The organism is Streptomyces sp. NPDC060209, from assembly GCF_042728155.1.
GTDB lineage: Bacteria > Actinomycetota > Actinomycetes > Streptomycetales > Streptomycetaceae > Streptomyces.
The window spans coordinates 1-17628 of record NZ_JBHWZS010000092.1 but is presented as its reverse complement, the minus strand read 5'-3'; the positions used below and the strand labels follow the sequence as shown (position 1 = coordinate 17628).

Here is a 17628-nt window from a genome sequence, read left to right as displayed (position 1 = left end):
GTACGAGACTGGGGGCGTGATCCGTACCGACGCCCTGGACCAGTTGCCCGTACGCACCGCTGTGCCCGCCCTGGAGCGGGCGCTCGACGAGCGGGGGGCGGCGGTGCTCTGCGCGCCGCCGGGGACCGGCAAGACGACCCTCGTCCCTCTGGTGCTCGCCGGACTGACCGGGGGCGGACCGGCGCGCCGGGTCCTCGTCGCCGAGCCCCGCCGGATCGCCGCCCGGGCCGCGGCACGGCGGATGGCGTGGCTGCTCGGTGAGCGGACCGGCGGCCGGGTCGGCTTCACGGTGCGCGGCGAGAGATCGGTCGGACCGGACACGGTGGTGGAGGTCGTGACCACCGGGGTACTCCTCCAGCGGCTGCAGCGCGACCAGGAACTGGCCGGCGTCGACGTGGTGATCATCGACGAGTGCCACGAGCGTCATCTGGACGCCGACACGGCCGCCGCGTTCCTGCTCGACGTACGGGGGACGATCCGGCCCGACCTGCGTCTGGTCGCGGCGTCGGCGACGACGGACGCCGAAGGCTGGGCACGGCTGCTCGGCGATGCCCCCGTGGTCGAGGCACAGGGCGTCTCGCACCCGGTCGAGGTGGTCTGGGCGCCGCCGACCGGCCCCGTGAGGCCGCCGCACGGGATGAGGGTGGACCCGGCCCTGCTGACGCATGTGGCCGCGGTGGTGCGCCGGGCGCTCGCCGAGCGGGACGGCGACGTCCTGTGCTTCCTGCCCGGTGTCGGCGAGATCGGCCGGGTGGCCGGGCAGCTCGCGGGCACGGGCGCCGAGGTGCTCCAGGTGCACGGGCGAGCCCCGGCCGCCGTGCAGGACGCGGTACTGGCCGGTCCGTCCGGCGGGCGCCGGGTGGTGCTGACGACCTCCGTGGCGGAGTCGTCCCTGACGGTGCCGGGAGTGCGGGTCGTCGTGGACTCGGGACTCGCCAGGGAACCGCGTACCGACCACGCGCGGGGGCTGAGCGCGCTGACGACCGTACGGGCGTCGCGGGCGGCGGGCCGCCAGCGGGCGGGCCGCGCGGGGCGCGAGGCACCGGGCGCCGTGTACCGCTGCTGGGACCAGGCCGAGGACGGGCGTCTCGCCGCGTTCCCCTCCCCCGAGATCAAGGTGGCCGACCTCGCGGCGTTCGCGCTGCAGGCGGCGTGCTGGGGCGATCCGGACGCCTCCGGGCTCGCGCTCCTGGACCCGCCGCCCGCCGGCGCCATGGGCGCGGCCCGGGAGGTGCTGGCCGCGGTGGGCGCGGTCGACGAGGCGGGGCGCGCGACGAGCCGGGGCGTGAGGATGTCCCGGCTCGGCCTGCACCCCCGGCTGGCCCGCGCCCTCCTGGACGGCGCGGACGAGGTGGGCGGGCGCCGGGCCGCGGAGGTGGTGGCGCTGCTGAGCGAGGAGCCGCCACGGGAGTACGGCGACGACCTGGCGCACGCGCTGCGCACGGCACGGCGCGGCGGGGACGGTTACGCGGCACGCTGGCGGCAGGAGGTCCGGCGGCTCTCGCAGTCCCTCGGCCCGACGGGGGCCGCGGAGGGCGGGCCGGACGACGCCGCCGTGGGACTGGTGGCGGCTTTGGCGTTCCCGGAGCGCGTGGCACGGGCCCGGGGAGAGGGGGCCTTCCTGATGGCGTCGGGCACGGGCGCGGAGCTGCGGGACGGCTCACGGCTGCGCAGCGCACCGTGGCTCGCGGTAGCGGTCGCCGACCGGCCCGCCCATGCCGCGTCGGCCCGGGTGCGGCTGGCGGCCGTCGTCGACGAGGGCACGGCACGGCTGGCCGCCGGACATCTGCGGTTCTCCGGCGATGAGGTCCGCTGGGCGGACGGCGACGTGGTGGCGCGTTCCGTGGAACGCCTCGGCGCCGTGGAACTCTCGGTGCGCGCGCTGCGGAGGCCCGCCCCGGAGCTGGTGCGCGCGGCGCTGCTGGAGGGGCTGCGCCGTGAGGGGCCGGGGCTGCTGCGGTGGACCCGGGACAGCGAGCAGCTGCGGCTGCGGCTCGCGTTTCTGCACCGGGTGCTGGGGGCGCCGTGGCCCGATGTGTCGGACGGCGCGCTGCTGGCACGCGCCGACGAGTGGCTGGAGCCCGAGCTGTCGCGGGCCGGCCGCCGCGCGGATCTGGCGCGGATCGACGCCGGACAGGCGGTGCGACGGCTCCTGCCGTGGGCGACGGGCGACGCCGCCCGGCTCGACGAGCTGGCCCCGGAGCGGATCGAGGTGCCGAGCGGGTCCAGGATCCGGGTGGAGTACGGCGGCGAACAGCCCGTGCTGGCGGTGAAACTCCAGGAGCTCTTCGGGCTGAGCGAGACGCCCCGGGTGGCCGGGGTGCCCGTCCTGGTCCACCTGCTCTCCCCCGCCGGGCGCCCGGCGGCGGTGACGGCGGACCTGGCGTCGTTCTGGCGGGAGGGGTACAGGGACGTACGGGCGGAACTGCGCGGCCGCTACCCGAAGCACCCGTGGCCCGAGGACCCGACGACGACGGAGGCGACCCGCTTCACGTCGGCGCGGCTGCGCCGGGACTGACCGGGACCACCGGCAGCGCCAGGGCCACCCGCCGCGCAGGACCGGGCGGCCGGCACGGTAGCCGGACGCCCTCGGTCCCGTGCGGGTCAGGCCGCGGGCGCCTCGACCTTGAGCTCCACGGTCACCGTGGCGCCGCTCGCGGTGGTGAGCCGCAGCGTGTAGGTGCCCGCCGTGTCGTCGGCGTAGATCTTCGGGAGCTCGAGGAGCCCGTCGGCGCCGGTCGTCAGGTCCAGGGTGCGGACGGGGTTGCCGTCCGCGTCCTTGAAGTACGGACCCTTGTCGTTCTCGGCGGGCGTCTCCGCGTCGGTGATCATCGTGGCGGTGACGGCGGTGTCCGCCACCCCCGTGCCCTTGTACGTGGTCCTGACCTCGACCCGCTCGGCGAACTCGGCGCCGGGGGCGGCCGTCAGAGCCTTGTCGCCGGTGCGGGCGATGGTGTCCGCCACCCGGGCGGTGACGCTCGCGGTCAAGGAGACGGCGCGCGGCTTGGTGGTGCCGGCGACCGCCGTCACCTTGAAGGTGCCCGTCTTCTCGCCGGCCGTCAGGACGGGAGCGGTGACGGTGCCGTCGGCTCCGGTTGCCAGCGTCACCGTGCTCTTCCCGCCGGCGAAGCGGGTGTCCGTCTCGCCGACGAGGGCGAAGGTCACCGAGGTCTTGGCGAGCGGGGCGCCGAGCGTGTTCCTCGCCCGGACCTTGACGCGCTCGGTGAACGCCTCGCCGGCCGTGGCGGTGAGGCTGCCGGTGCCCGCGTTCTCGAGGCTGCCGAGGGTCTCGGACGGGGTGGGTGTGGTGGTCGGCGGCTTGGTCGTGGGAGGAGGCGTGGGGGTGGGGCTCGGCGTCGTACCGCCGCCGGGCTTCGAGGGCTCCGGGTCGGGGCTCGGGGACGTACCGCCGCTCGGAGTGCTGGGCGAGGGCGTGGGAGTGGGCGTGGGCGACGGGGAGGACGTGCTGTTGTCCGTGCCCGCCGGGAGGACGCCCGTGCCGTCCGGGACCTCGTGGGTGCCGCGGTTGTAGTAGTCGAACCAGGAGCGCACCGTGCGCAGGTACTCCGTCGAGTGGTTGTAGCTCAGTACCGCCCGGTCGAGGTCCGCGGCGAGCGACAGGTCGCGGGTGCCGGCGCAGAGGTAGCGCCCGGCGGCGAGCGCGGCGTCGTAGATGTTGTTGGGGTCCTTGCGTCCGTCGCCGTTGCCGTCCTGGCCCCAGGTGGCCCAGGTGGACGGGATGAACTGCATCGGGCCGACCGCACGGTCGTGGGTCGCGTCGCCGTCGTACTGCCCGCCGTCGGTGTCCTTGATGAGCGCGAAGCCCTGACCGTTGAGCGCCGGGCCGAGGATCGGGGAGAAGGTGGTGCCGTTCGCGTCGACCTTGCCGCCGCGGGCCTGGCCGGACTCGACCTTGCCGATCGCGGCGAGCAGCTGCCACGGCAGCCGGCACGCGGCGTCGGTGCCGGCGAGCTCCTGCTGGGCCTTCTTGTACGCCGCCAGGACCGAGGCGGGTATGCCGGCTTCGGCACTGCCTGTCACGGGCAGATTTATCGAAGTACCGGGCTTGTTGGGCGTGTTGAGCGGTGGAAGGTCCGTGTAGTAGGGCGAGTTGCCCGTGGCCGCGCTGTCGCCGGACGGTGTCGCACCGGTCGCCGTCCGGTCACCCGCAGCACTGTCGGGGTGCGGTGCGGCAGGAGCCTGAGAGGCGGAGAGGGCCGCTACGGCAGCCGCCGCCACCGCGGTGGTGGTGGCCCCCCTGCGCAGTCTGCGGCCGAATTGCGCTGCCATACGTGTCGGTCCCTCCCCGTCGACGGCTGCCCGCGCTCCCCAGCGCGAGAACTCAGGCGACCCTACGACAACTCCCGCCGCCCGAACACTGGCCCCTGACCGGTTCTTACCGATTTCTCAGCTTCCCTGCCGTCAAGTCACCGGAACACATCGGGCGGGTGACGCGGGCTCACGCATACTTGCCGCCATGCCGTTCACGCTCAGCCATGCCGCAGCCGTGCTCCCGGGAATCCGGAGGTCCGGCACGGGCCGTGGACCGCTCGTCGCATCCGCTCTCGTCGCCGGGTCGTTCGCGCCCGATTTGACCTACTACGCGGACACGGCCGTGCCCGGGGCGATGGAGTTCGGCGAGGTGACACACGCCGCGTGGGGAGTGTTCACCGTGGATGTCCTCATCACGGGCGCCCTGGTGGCACTGTGGCTGATGCTGCGCGAACCGCTCGTCGCGCTGCTGCCCGGGGCGGCACAGGGGCGCGTGCACACCTTCGTACGAGGACGGCGCCGGCAGCCCGGTGGGCCGGTCCTCTCCGAGGTGGTGTGGTTCGTCCTGTCCGCCGTCATCGGCTCGGGGACCCATGTCGTGTGGGACGCCTTCACACATCACGACCGGTGGGGCACGGAGCTGATCCCCGTCCTCAACCGGAGCGTCGGCGGTCACCCGGTGTTCCAGGTCGTCCAGTACGGCAGTTCGGCGCTGGCCCTGATGATCCTGGCGTGGTTCACGTACACGGGCCTGCGGCGCACCGGTCCGGTCCCGGCACCGGAGTCCGTACCGGTGCTGGGCCGGACCGAACGCGGATGGGCCGGCGCGCTCCTGGCGCTGTGCGTCCTGCTGGGCGTCGTCCACCGGTGTGCCCGCTGGTACACCTACTCCGGGAACGTCGGCACGCCCCTGGACATCATCCCGACCGCGTGCTTCGGAGCCGGAGCGGGCCTCGCGGCCGGACTCGTGCTGTACGGGGCGTGGATGCGGCTGCTGCGGAAGCCGTCCGGGCCCCGGCCGCTGGACGGGCCCCGTGCGGACACCGCACGGACCCGCCCCGCAGGCCAGGAAGCTGGCTGAGGCCGTCGGGCCTCCCGTTGTCTCCCGTCCGGGACGGCCCTCAGTGCGCGGCCGTCTCCCAGTCCGTGCCGACACCGACCGAGACGTCCAGCGGCGCACGGAGCTCGACCGCCGTGGACATCTCCCGGCGCAGGATCTCCTCGACCTGCTCCCGCTCGCCCTTCGCGATCTCCAGGACGATTTCGTCGTGGACCTGGAGCAGCATCCGTGACGTCAGCTTCGCCTCGGTCAGCGCCCGGTCCACGTGCAGCATCGCGACCTTCACGATGTCGGCGGCCGTTCCCTGGATCGGAGCGTTGAGCGCCATCCGCTCGGCCGTCTCGCGCCGCTGCCGGTTGTCGCTGTTCAGGTCCGGAAGGTAGCGGCGTCGGCCGAAGACCGTCTCCGTGTATCCGGTGGACCTGGCTTCCTCCACGACCCGGTGCAGGTAGTCGCGCACCCCGCCGAACCGCAGGAAGTAGGTGTCCATCAGCCCGCGCGCCTCACCGGCGTCGATGTTCAGCTGCTGGGAGAGACCGAACGCGGAGAGCCCGTAGGCCAGGCCGTAGGACATCGCCTTGATCTTGCGGCGCATCTCCGCGTCGACGGCCGACTTCTCGACGCCGAACACCTGCGAGGCGACCGTCGTGTGCAGGTCCTCCCCGGAGGTGAACGCCTCGATCAGACCGGCGTCCTCGGAGAGGTGGGCCATCACCCGCAGCTCGATCTGGCTGTAGTCGGCCGTCATCAGCGTCTCGAAGCCCTCGCCGACGACGAAGCCCCGGCGGATCGCCCGCCCCTCGTCCGTACGGACGGGGATGTTCTGCAGGTTGGGGTCGGTCGACGAGAGCCGGCCCGTGGCCGCGACCGTCTGGTTGAACGTGGTGTGGATACGGCCGTCCGCACCGATCGTCTTGATGAGGCCTTCGACGGTGACCCGCAGCTTCGCCTGCTCCCGGTGGCGCAGCATGATGACCGGCAGCTCGTGCTCGGTCTGCGCGGCCAGCCAGGCCAGGGCGTCCGCGTCGGTCGTGTAACCCGTCTTCGTCTTCTTCGTCTTCGGCAGGGCAAGCTCACCGAAGAGGACCTCCTGGAGCTGCTTGGGCGAGCCGAGGTTGAACTCACGGCCCACCGCGGCATGCGCCTCCTTCACCGCCTGCTGCACCGCACCGGCGAACTGCTGCTCCATGCCCTCAAGATGCGCCCGGTCGGCGGCGATGCCGTGCCGCTCCAGACGGGCCAGCATGATCGAGGTGGGCAGCTCCATGTCGTGCAGCAGCCCGGTGGCACCGACCTCCTTCAGGCGCGTCGTGAACGCGTCCCCGAGGTCCAGCACCGCGCGCGCCTGCGCCATCAGGGCGTCGGCCTCCGCGCGGTCCTCCGCACCGAAGGCCAGCTGCCCGTCGGACGCGGGGGCCGGCGCCAGCTCCCGGCCGAGGTACTCCACGGCCAGTGCGTCCAGGGCGAACGAACGGCGGCCGGGCTTGACGAGATAGGCGGCGAGCGCGGTGTCCATGGTGATGCCCTCCAGCCGCCAGCCCTGCTCGGGGAAGACCCGCAGGGCGTTCTTGGCGTTGTGCAGGACCTTGGGCTGCCCGGGGTCCGCGAGCCAGGCGGCCAGGGCCTGCTCGTCGGCCTCGTCGAGCTCGGCCGGGTCCAGCCAGGCGGCGGCCCCGTCGGCGGCGGCGAGCGCGATCTCGGTGACCGTGCCGGCGCCCAGCGACCATGTGTCGACGGTCATCACGCCGAGCGGCTGCCCGCCACGGGCCTCCAGCCAGGGGGCGACCTCGCCCGATCCCAGCACCGCACCGTCCAGCTCGATACCGGCCGCGGGCTCCGGCGGACCGGCCTCCTCCGCACCCGGGTCGACGGCGAGCAGGCGCTCGCGCAGGCTCGGGTTACGGATCTCCAGGATGTCCAGCACACCCGTGACCGCCGTGCGGTCGTACGGAGCACGCTCGAGCTCGGCCGGGACCTTCGGCAGCTCCACGTCACGGACCATCTCGGTCAGCACACGGTTCATCTTCACCGCGTCCAGGTGGTCCCGGAAATTCTGGCCCGCCTTACCCTTCACCTCGTCGGCCCGCTCGACCAGTTCCGCGAACGAACCGAACTGGTTGATCCACTTCGCCGCCGTCTTCTCACCCACACCGGGGATACCCGGAAGGTTGTCCGACGGGTCACCGCGCAGCGCCGCGAAGTCCGGATACTGGTTCGGCGTGAGGCCGTACTTCTCCTGGACCTTCTCCGGGGTGAAGCGCGTCAGCTCCGAGACGCCCTTCGTGGGGTAGAGCACCGTCACGTTGTCCGTGATCAGCTGGAACGAATCGCGGTCACCCGTGACGATCAGGACCTCGAAGCCCGCCGCCTCGGCCTGCGTGGCCAGCGTCGCGATGACGTCGTCCGCCTCGAAACCGTCCACCGCGAACCGGTCGGCGCGCATCGCGTCCAGGAGCTCACCGATGAGCTCGACCTGCCCCTTGAACTCGTCGGGGGTCTTGGAGCGGTTCGCCTTGTACTCCGGGAACTCCTTCGCACGCCACGTCTTGCGGGACACGTCGAACGCGACCGCGAAATGCGTGGGGGCCTCGTCGCGCAGCGTGTTCGCCAGCATCGACATGAAGCCGTACACGGCATTCGTCGGCTGCCCCGTCGCCGTCGTGAAATTCTCCGCGGGCAGGGCGAAGAACGCCCGGTACGCCAGGGAGTGCCCGTCCATGAGGAGCAGGCGCGGTCGGTTGTCTGCCGTGTTCTTCGATGCCGTCTCAGCCACGCCCCCGATCCTGCCACGGACCGCTGACAATCCGGACCGGCCTGCGCCCGCCCCCGGACCGGGCGCCGTCCGGCCCCGATATCACGGCCTCCGGACCGGTCTCCCGCACTCCCCGCTTCCCCCGGAGCACCCCGGCACGCGTGCATGACAGGATCGAAGGACTGTGAAGGCGTAAGAAGACGCGACAGGACGCCACGACACGCACGGCCGCGATGCGCGCCCGCACGCGCTCGGAGGCGGCCGAAGGCTCGAAGGGGAGCACCATGGCCACGAAGCCCCCGACCGGTGACCCGGTCCAGGACGCGCCGCAGATCGACGGGGTCCAGCACGCCGCCGCCGGGCTGCCCGCCATCGCCCACACCCTGCGCATCGCCCAGCAGCAGATGGGCGTGCGGCGCACCGCGCAGACCCTCCTCAAGGTCAACCAGAAGGACGGCTTCGACTGCCCCGGCTGCGCCTGGCCCGAGGGCGACAAGCGCCACGCGGCCGAGTTCTGCGAGAACGGCGCCAAGGCCGTCGCCGAGGAAGCGACCCTGCGCCGCGTCACCCCCGACTTCTTCGCCGCCCACCCCGTAGCCGACCTGGGAACCCGCAGCGGCTACTGGCTCGGCCAGCAGGGACGCATCACGCAACCTGTGTATCTGCCCGAGGGCGCCGATCGGTACGAGGCCGTGACCTGGGAGCGCGCCTTCCAGATCATCGCCGAGGAGCTGACCGCGCTCTCCTCCCCCGACGAGGCGCTCTTCTACACCTCCGGCCGCACCAGCAACGAAGCGGCGTTCCTCCTCCAGCTCTTCGCCCGGGAGTTCGGCACCAACAACCTGCCCGACTGCTCCAACATGTGCCACGAGTCGTCCGGCTCGGCCCTCACCGAAACCATCGGGATCGGCAAGGGCAGCGTCAGCCTCGAAGACCTCCACCGGGCCGACCTGATCATCGTCGCCGGGCAGAACCCCGGCACCAACCACCCCCGGATGCTCTCGGCCCTCGAACAGGCCAAAGCCGCCGGCGCGAAGATCATCTCGGTGAACCCGCTGCCCGAAGCCGGCCTCGAACGGTTCAAGAACCCCCAGACGGCACGCGGCATGCTCAAGGGGGCGGCCCTCACCGACCTCTTCCTCCAGATCCGCATCGGCGGCGACCAGGCGCTCTTCCGCCTCCTGAACAAAATGATCATCGAGGCCGACGGAGCCGTCGACACCGACTTCGTCACCGAACACACCCACGGCTACGAGGAGTTCGCCGAGGCCGCCCGCGCGGCGGACTGGGACGAGACCCTCACCGCCACCGGACTCGACCGCGACGCCATCGAGCAGGCGCTCGCCATGGTCCTCGCGTCGAGGCGCACCATCGTCTGCTGGGCCATGGGCCTCACCCAGCACAAGCACTCCGTGCCGACCATCCGCGAGGTGGTCAACCTCCTCCTCCTGCGCGGCAACATCGGCAGGCCCGGCGCCGGCGTCTGCCCCGTCCGCGGCCACTCCAACGTCCAGGGCGACCGCACCATGGGCATCTTCGAACGGCCCTCCACCGCCTTCCTCGACGCCCTCGACCAGGAATTCGGCATCACCTCGCCCCGGCACCACGGCTACGACGTCGTACGGTCCATCCAGGCACTCCGCGACGGCGACGCCAAGGTCTTCTTCGCCATGGGCGGCAACTTCGTCGGCGCCACCCCCGACACCGCCGTCACCGAGGCCGCCATGCGCCGCGCCCGGCTCACCGTCCACGTCTCGACCAAACTCAACCGCTCGCACGCCGTCACCGGGACCCGCGCCCTGATCCTGCCCACGCTCGGCCGCACCGACAAGGACGTCCAGGCAGGCGGGAAGCAGTTCGTCACCGTCGAGGACTCCATGGGCATGGTCCACTCCTCGCGCGGCAACCTCACCCCCGCGAGCCCGCACCTGCTCTCCGAACCCGCGATCGTCGCCCGCCTGGCCCGCGCAGTCCTCGGCCCCGCCTCCACCACACCCTGGGAGGACTTCGAGAAGGACTACGGCACGATCCGCGACCGCATCTCCCGCGTCGTGCCCGGCTTCGAGGACTTCAACGCCCGGGTCGCACGGCCCGGCGGCTTCACGCTCCCCCACGCCCCCCGCGACGAACGCCGCTTCCCCACCGCCACCGGCAAGGCGAACTTCACCGCCGCGCCGGTCGAGTACCCCGCGCTCCCCGAAGGGCGGCTGCTGCTCCAGACGCTGCGCTCCCACGACCAGTACAACACCACGATCTACGGCCTCGACGACCGCTACCGCGGCATCAAGGGCGGCCGCCGCATCGTGATGGTCAACCCCGAGGACGCCCGCGCCCTCGGACTCGCCGACGGCTCCTACACCGACCTCGTCAGCGAATGGAAGGACGGCGTCGAACGCCGCGCCCCCGGCTTCCGCGTCGTCCACTACCCCACCGCACGGGGCTGCGCCGCCGCGTACTACCCGGAGACCAACGTGCTCGTCCCGCTCGACGCCACCGCGGACACCAGCAACACCCCGGCCAGCAAGTCGGTCGTCGTCCGGTTCGAGAGGACCTGAGCTCCCGCGCCGGTGCCGGACCACCCACGAGCCCGGCGTGATCCGGACGACAGGCACTAAGCGCACGCTCAGCCGTCTGATAAGAACAGTGCACACAGCAGCGAACGACCGCACACGATCGGAGCCGGACCCCATGGGCGAGCACACCGCACCCACGTTCCCCCAGGAGATCATCGACGAGTACGCGGCACTCGGCGTCGACCTCCCCGCACTCTTCTCCGCCGGACACCTCGGCGAGCGCATGGGCGTCACGATCGTCGAGGCCTCCGCCGACCGCGTCGTGGGCACCATGCCCGTCGAGGGCAACACCCAGCCCTACGGACTGCTCCACGGCGGCGCCTCGGCCGTCCTCGCCGAGACCCTCGGCTCCATCGGCACCATGCTCCACGGCGGCGCCACCAAGATCGCCGTGGGCGTCGACCTGAACTGCACCCACCACCGCGGCGTCCGCAACGGCCTCGTCACGGGCGTCGCCACCCCCGTCCACCGGGGCCGCTCCACCGCCACGTACGAGATCGTCATCACCGACGAGCACGAAAAGCGGGTCTGCACCGCCCGCCTCACCTGCCTGCTCCGCGACGCACCCCGCCCCACCGCCGACTGACCCACCCCGCGTCAACACCCCACTGCCCGGCCGGAAAGCTCACCGCATTCCGGACCGGGCAGACCCATATCCGCAGCAATTCCGTGGACTTGACGGACACGCAGGGTCAACACCCTTGACCGCCAAGCCCGTTCCATGAGCCACTTCAACAGCCGCGCCACCTTCGCGGCCCATCACACACATCCCACACATGTAACACTGCGTAACATGTGTGCAATACACGAAAAACGTCGCGCACCCCGCTCCCGCACGGCCGGCCGACCTCCCCCCGTGCCCCTTGCGCCCCGATTCGCGCGACAGCACCAAGATCACCCCAAGCCCCTTAGCAGAGCTGCGGGTTCTCACCATGCGGTCACTTCGGCGCCCGGGCAAATGCCGTACATCTCCACACTGCGACCAACAAGCCTTCCCCACGGCATAACAAGACAGTCACATCATCAGCGGACCCGTCCCGCGCCCCCTCACCTGCCCTTAGAGTCACGGCCAGTCACCGCGCCGCCGGGCGCGTCTGCTGCACGGCCCTGTATCGACCAGTACGGCCCGGCGATCGTCACGGCACCTCAGCAGAGGAGGCCGCGCCAGGGAAAGGACCTTTCGTGCGACACCGTTCTTTGCTCATACTCACCACAGTGCTCACCACAGGCGCACTGACGCTCACCGCCTGCGGATCGCGCGACGACGACACCAAGGGCAGCAGCGGCGGCGACACCCAGACCGTCGTCATCGGTGTCGACGCACCCCTGACCGGCGACCTCTCCGCCCTCGGCCTCGGCATCAAGAACTCCGCCGACCTCGCCGTCAAGACCGCCAACGCGGACAAGACGGTCCCCGGCGTCAAGTTCGAACTCCAGGCACTCGACGACCAGGCCCAGCCCTCCGTCGGCCAGCAAAACGCCCAGAAGTTCATCGGCAACAAGGACCTCCTCGGCGTCGTCGGCCCGCTGAACTCCGGCGTCGCCCAGTCGATGCAGAAGCCCTTCACCGACGCCAAGCTCACCCAGGTCTCCCCCGCCAACACCGGCACCGAGCTGACCCAGGGCAACAACTGGAAGACCGGCGACAAGAAGCGCCCCTACGCGGCCTACTTCCGCACCGCCACCACGGACGCCATCCAGGGCGCCTTCGCCGCGAACTACCTCTTCAAGAACGCCAAGGTCAAGGACGTCTACCTCATCGACGACCAGAAGCCCTACGGCGCAGGCCTCGCCGCCTCCTTCAAGTCGACCTTCACGGAGCTCGGCGGCAAGATCGTCGGCACCGACCACATCAACCCCGACGACCGCGACTTCAACTCCGTCGTCACCAAGGTCAAGAGCTCCGGCGCCAAGGCCGTCTACTACGGCGGTGAGTACCCCGCCGGCGCACCCCTGAGCCAGCAGCTCAAGGACAGCGTCCAGATCCCCCTCATGGGCGGCGACGGCATGTACAGCGCCGACTTCATCAAGCTCAACAAAAAGGCCGAAGGCGACATCGCCACCTCCGTCGGCAAGCCCGTCGAAGAGCTCGAGTCCGCCAAGAAGTTCATCGCCGACTACAAGACCGCCGGCTACAAGGACGCCTACGAGGCCTACGGCGGCGGCACCTACGACGCCGCCTGGTCCATCATCGAGGCCGTCAAGGCAGTCGTCGCCGAGAACGACGGCAAGCTCCCCGACGACGCCCGCGCCAAGGTCCTCGAAGCGATGAGCAAGGTCAGCTTCGAAGGCGTCACCGGCCCCGTCTCCTTCGACGAGTACGGCGACACCACCAACACCATGATGACCGCCTACCAGGTCACCAGCGGCAAGTGGGCCTCCAAGCTCAGCGAGGCCGTCAAGTAGGTCCACCAAGGACCCCACGGCCACAGCACACGCAAACAAGACCGCGCGGGAGCGCTACGAGCACTCCCGCGCGGTGCCATATCCGAACCACCCACGGAGGCCCTGCGGTGAACGAACTGCCGCAACAGCTGGCCAATGGACTCATCCTCGGCGCGATGTACGGTCTCATCGCGATCGGTTACACGATGGTCTACGGAATCATCCAGCTCATCAACTTCGCACACGGCGAGATCTTCATGATCGGGGGCTTCGGAGCCCTCACGGTCTACCTCGGGCTTCCGTCCGGACTCTCCCTGCTCGCTGCGATACCCCTCATGATCGCCGGCGGAGTCATATGCTCCGTCGCCGTCAGCGTCGCCGCCGAACGCTTCGCCTACCGGCCACTGCGCAGCGCGCCACGCCTAGCCCCCCTCATCACCGCCATCGGCCTCTCCCTCGCACTCCAGCAGGCAGTGTGGATGTGGTACCCCGACGCCACCAAGGACCGCTCCTTCCCCCAGTTCAAGGGTGAAGCGATCGACCTCTTCGGCGCCCACATCCAGCGCGGCGACCTCTTCGTCCTCATCGCCGCACCCGTCTGCATGCTCGCCCTCGGCCTCTTCGTCTCCAAGACACGAGCCGGCCGCGGCATGCAGGCCACCTCGCAGGACCCCGACACCGCCAAGCTCATGGGCATCAACACCGACCGCATCATCGTCATGGCCTTCGCCATCGGTGCCGCGTTCGCCGCCGTCGCCGCCGTCGCCTACGGGCTCAAGAACGGCCAGATCGGCTTCCGCATGGGCTTCATCATGGGCCTCAAGGCCTTCACCGCAGCCGTCCTCGGCGGCATCGGCAACATCTACGGCGCCATGCTCGGCGGAGTCGTCCTCGGCGTCGCCGAAGCCCTCGCCACCGGCTACATGAGCGACGTCCCCGGCATGGAACTCTTCGGAGGCGGCGCCTGGAAGGACGTGTGGGCCTTCGTGCTCCTCATCCTCGTCCTCCTCATACGCCCGCAAGGCCTGCTGGGCGAACGCGTCGCGGACAGGGCGTGATACCCATGACCACCACGACCCCCGCCGCGCACAGCGCCACACTCCCCCTGCCCACCACGGCAGCCCGCGCCGCCACCACCACCGGCGCCGCACTCGCCCTCATCGGCACCTTCCTCGCCTGGACCTACACCGACACCTTCCCCGGCGACCTCACCGTCACCGGCTACCCCGGCGGCCTCCAGGTCCTCACCCTCATCAGCGCAGCACTCACCCTGCTCTTCGCCCTCTCCGGATACGGCATCAAGGGCCTGCGCTGGCTCACCCCCGGCGGCACCAACAGCCCCACCAGGCTCCTCGCCCTCGGCACCTTCATCACCACCGCCTACACCGTCATCGCCGTCATCGTCACCAAGGACGACAACGGCAACCTCCTCGGCCTGATCGAACTGGAACCCGGCGCCTGGGTCAGCCTCATCGGCGCACTCCTCGCCGTCGTCGCCGCCCTCGGACTCCCCAACGACCAGCCCCTGGACGACACCACCACCCCGAACGCACTCAACCGATTCCTCGGCAGCCTCCGCGCACCGGCACCCGCCCGCGCCAAGGCACTCCCCTCCTGGGCCGAAATCCTCATCATCGCCGGAGCCTTCGGCGTCGCGCTCGAGGTCTTCACCTACGGCATCGACACCGAATACGCCGAACTCTTCATCGGCTACGTCATCGCCGTCGCCTTCGGATTCACCGCACTCACCCGGGCCGGACTCATCGCCCGCGTCACCGCGCTGACCTCGAAGCACCGCAACGTCACCCTGTGCGCCGCACTCGTCGCAGCGTTCTGCTTCCCCTTCACCCAGCAGAACGAGGAATACGCCCTCATCGGCGCCAACATCCTCATCTTCGCGACCGTCGCACTCGGCCTCAACGTCGTCGTCGGCCTCGCCGGACTCCTCGACCTCGGCTACGTCGCCTTCCTCGGCGTCGGCGCCTACGCCGCGGCACTCGTCTCCGGCAGCCCCCTCTCCCCCGTCGGCGTCCAGTTCCCCTTCTGGGCCGCCGTCCTCACCGGAGCAGCGGCATCACTCGTCTTCGGCGTCGTCATCGGCGCCCCGACACTCCGCCTCCGCGGCGACTACCTCGCCATCGTCACCCTCGGATTCGGAGAGATCTTCCGGCTCACCGTCAACGCCCTCAACGGCGTCAGCGGCCCCGACCTCACCAACGGCTCCCAGGGCATCCCCAGCATCCCCGACCTCAAGCTCCTCGGCTTCGACTTCGGAATCAGCCACGACATCGGCGGCTTCACCCTCGGCAGGTCCGCCAACTACTACCTGCTGATGCTCCTCTTCACCGCCGTCGTCGTCCTCGTCTTCCGACGCTCCGGAGAATCCCGCATCGGCCGCGCCTGGGTCGCCATCCGCGAGGACGAAACCGCAGCCACCGCCATGGGCATCAACGCCTTCCGGCTCAAGCTGCTCGCCTTCGCCCTCGGCGCCACCCTCGCCGGACTCGCCGGAACCGTGCAGGCACACGTCTCCTACACGGTCACCCCCGAGCAGTACCAGTTCGCCGGATCCGTACCGCCCAACTCCGCGTTCCTCCTCGCCGCCGTCATCCTCGGCGGCATGGGAACCCTCAGCGGCCCCCTCGTCGGCGCCGCACTGCTCTACCTCATCCCGGCCAAGCTCCAGTTCATGCAGGACTACCAGCTCTTCCTCTTCGGAATCGCACTCATCCTCCTGATGCGCTTCCGCCCCGAAGGCCTCGTCGCCGACCGCAGGAAGCAGCTCGAATTCCACGAGACCGGCCAGCTCGACGTACCACCGGACACACCACTCACCGACACGGCCGCCGGCACCACGAAGGCGGGGGCGTGACCACCATGACCAAGACAGACGCACCCACCACCGGCACCACGGTCCTCGACGCCAGCGGCGTCACCATGCGCTTCGGCGGCCTCACCGCCGTACGCGACGTCAACCTCACCGTCAACGCGGGCGAGATCGTCGGCCTCATCGGACCCAACGGCGCCGGCAAGACCACCTTCTTCAACTGCCTCACCGGCCTCTACGTCCCCACCGAGGGCAAGGTCAGCTACAAGGGCACCGTCCTGCCGCCCAAGCCCCACCTCGTCACCCAGGCAGGCATCGCCCGCACCTTCCAGAACATCCGCCTCTTCGCCAACATGACCGTCCTGGAAAACGTCCTCGTCGGACGCCACACCAGGACCAAGGAGGGCCTCTGGTCCGCCCTCCTGCGTCTCCCCGGCTACAAGAAGGCGGAGAACGCCAGCCGCGAACACTGCATGGAACTCCTGGAGTTCATCGGCCTCGCGGACAAGGCCGACCACCTCGCGCGCAACCTCCCCTACGGAGACCAGCGCAAGCTGGAAATCGCCCGCGCCCTCGCCAGCGACCCCGGCCTCCTCCTCCTGGACGAGCCCACCGCCGGCATGAACCCCCAGGAAACCCGCGTCACCGAAGAACTCATCTTCGCCATCCGGGACCAGGGCATCGCCGTACTCGTCATCGAGCACGACATGCGGTTCATCTTCAACCTCTGCGACCGCGTCGCCGTCCTCGTCCAGGGCGAAAAACTCGTCGAGGGCACCGCCCCCGTCGTCCAGGGCGACGAACGCGTCGTCGCCGCCTACCTCGGCACCCCCTTCGAAGGCGCCCCCGGCGCCGAAGAAGCCGCCGAGGTCGAAGCCGCCGAAGCCTCGGCAGCGAGCACCGGCAAGGCAGGCGCCACCGCAGCCGCGGACAAGGCAGAAGCCCCCGCCGCCACGGACGACACCGACACCACCCGCACCGAGGAGGAGGACACCCGATGACCGCACTGCTCGAGGTCGAAGACCTCCGCGTCGCCTACGGCAAGATCGAAGCCGTCAAGGGGATCTCCTTCACCGTCGAAGCCGGCCAGGTCGTCACCCTCATCGGCACCAACGGCGCGGGCAAGACCACCACCCTGCGCACCCTCTCCGGACTCCTCAAGCCCGCCGGCGGCCGCATCCTCTTCGAGGGCAAGCCGCTGACAGGCATCCCGGCACACAAGATCGTCTCCCTGGGCATCGCCCACTCCCCCGAGGGACGCCACATCTTCCCCCGGCTGACGATCGCCGAGAACCTCCTCCTCGGCGCCTACCTCCGCAAGGACAAGGCAGGCATCGAGAAGGACGTCCAGCGCGCCTACGACCTCTTCCCCATCCTCGGGGAACGACGGAAGCAGGCCGCCGGAACCCTCTCCGGAGGCGAGCAGCAGATGCTCGCCATGGGACGCGCGCTCATGTCCCAGCCCAAGCTGCTCATGCTCGACGAGCCCTCCATGGGCCTCTCGCCGATCATGATGCAGAAGATCATGGAGACCATCGTCGAGCTCAAGGCGTCGGGCACCACGATCCTGCTCGTCGAGCAGAACGCCCAGGCAGCCCTCTCCCTCGCGGACCAGGGCCACGTCATGGAGGTCGGCAAGGTCGTCCTCTCCGGCACCGGCGCCGACCTGCTCCACGACGAGTCGGTCCGCAAGGCCTACCTCGGCGAGGACTGAGCACCCACGCACAAGACAAGGGCCCGCCCCCGGACATCCCGGGGG

At 70.6% G+C, this 17628-nt stretch carries 11 protein-coding genes; 9 read left to right on the top strand and 2 right to left on the bottom strand.

What is annotated here, in order from left to right:
* The first annotated feature begins 16 nt into the window (after nt 1-16).
* A complete protein-coding gene (hrpB, locus tag ACFWFI_RS19280; protein WP_387391435.1) occupies nt 17-2518 on the top strand; it encodes an ATP-dependent helicase HrpB in 2502 nt (833 codons plus the stop codon).
* A gap of 86 nt (nt 2519-2604) precedes the next feature.
* Here hrpB and ACFWFI_RS19275 read toward each other — a convergent pair whose 3' ends face one another.
* The gene (locus tag ACFWFI_RS19275; protein WP_387391432.1) at nt 2605-4290 is read right to left on the bottom strand and encodes a lytic transglycosylase domain-containing protein; all 1686 of its coding nucleotides are present in this window, start codon (nt 4288-4290) and stop codon (nt 2605-2607) included.
* A gap of 187 nt (nt 4291-4477) precedes the next feature.
* On the opposite strand from ACFWFI_RS19275, the gene ACFWFI_RS19270 reads away from it, so the two are divergent.
* Nucleotides 4478-5353 carry a DUF4184 family protein gene (locus ACFWFI_RS19270; RefSeq protein WP_387391429.1) on the top strand — a complete coding sequence of 292 codons (876 nt, stop codon included), beginning with the start codon at nt 4478-4480 and terminating at the stop codon, nt 5351-5353.
* 40 nt (nt 5354-5393) lie between these two features.
* Here the strand turns inward: ACFWFI_RS19270 and polA are convergent, their stop codons facing one another.
* Nucleotides 5394-8105: a DNA polymerase I gene (polA, locus tag ACFWFI_RS19265; RefSeq protein ID WP_387391426.1), complete on the bottom strand. Its 2712-nt coding sequence runs from the start codon at nt 8103-8105 to the stop codon at nt 5394-5396.
* A 263-nt stretch (nt 8106-8368) separates the two neighbouring features.
* Here polA and ACFWFI_RS19260 point away from each other — a divergent pair, with 263 nt between their 5' ends.
* The 7 genes from ACFWFI_RS19260 (at nt 8369) to ACFWFI_RS19230 (ending at nt 17583) form a co-directional block, all read left to right on the top strand.
* Complete coding sequence (locus ACFWFI_RS19260) at nt 8369-10639, top strand: FdhF/YdeP family oxidoreductase (RefSeq protein WP_387391423.1); 2271 nt, start codon at nt 8369-8371, stop codon at nt 10637-10639.
* Nucleotides 10640-10772: 133 nt separating this feature from the next.
* Complete coding sequence (locus ACFWFI_RS19255) at nt 10773-11243, top strand: PaaI family thioesterase (protein ID WP_387391420.1); 471 nt, start codon at nt 10773-10775, stop codon at nt 11241-11243.
* A gap of 611 nt (nt 11244-11854) precedes the next feature.
* Nucleotides 11855-13063, top strand: a complete 1209-nt coding sequence (locus ACFWFI_RS19250) for a branched-chain amino acid ABC transporter substrate-binding protein (protein ID WP_387391454.1) — start codon at nt 11855-11857, stop codon at nt 13061-13063.
* A gap of 107 nt (nt 13064-13170) precedes the next feature.
* On the top strand, nt 13171-14100 hold the full coding sequence (locus ACFWFI_RS19245) for a branched-chain amino acid ABC transporter permease (RefSeq protein ID WP_387391417.1): 930 nt from the start codon (nt 13171-13173) through the stop codon (nt 14098-14100).
* Nucleotides 14101-14105: 5 nt separating this feature from the next.
* Nucleotides 14106-15914 (top strand): branched-chain amino acid ABC transporter permease, encoded by a 1809-nt coding sequence (locus tag ACFWFI_RS19240; RefSeq protein ID WP_387391414.1) that lies wholly within the window; start codon nt 14106-14108, stop codon nt 15912-15914.
* Between the two features lie 5 nt (nt 15915-15919).
* Nucleotides 15920-16870 carry an ABC transporter ATP-binding protein gene (locus ACFWFI_RS19235; RefSeq protein WP_387391411.1) on the top strand — a complete coding sequence of 317 codons (951 nt, stop codon included), beginning with the start codon at nt 15920-15922 and terminating at the stop codon, nt 16868-16870.
* The gene (locus ACFWFI_RS19230; protein ID WP_387391408.1) at nt 16867-17583 is read left to right on the top strand and encodes an ABC transporter ATP-binding protein; all 717 of its coding nucleotides are present in this window, start codon (nt 16867-16869) and stop codon (nt 17581-17583) included. Before ACFWFI_RS19235 ends, ACFWFI_RS19230 begins: the two co-directional genes overlap by 4 nt.
* Nucleotides 17584-17628 lie beyond the last annotated feature (45 nt).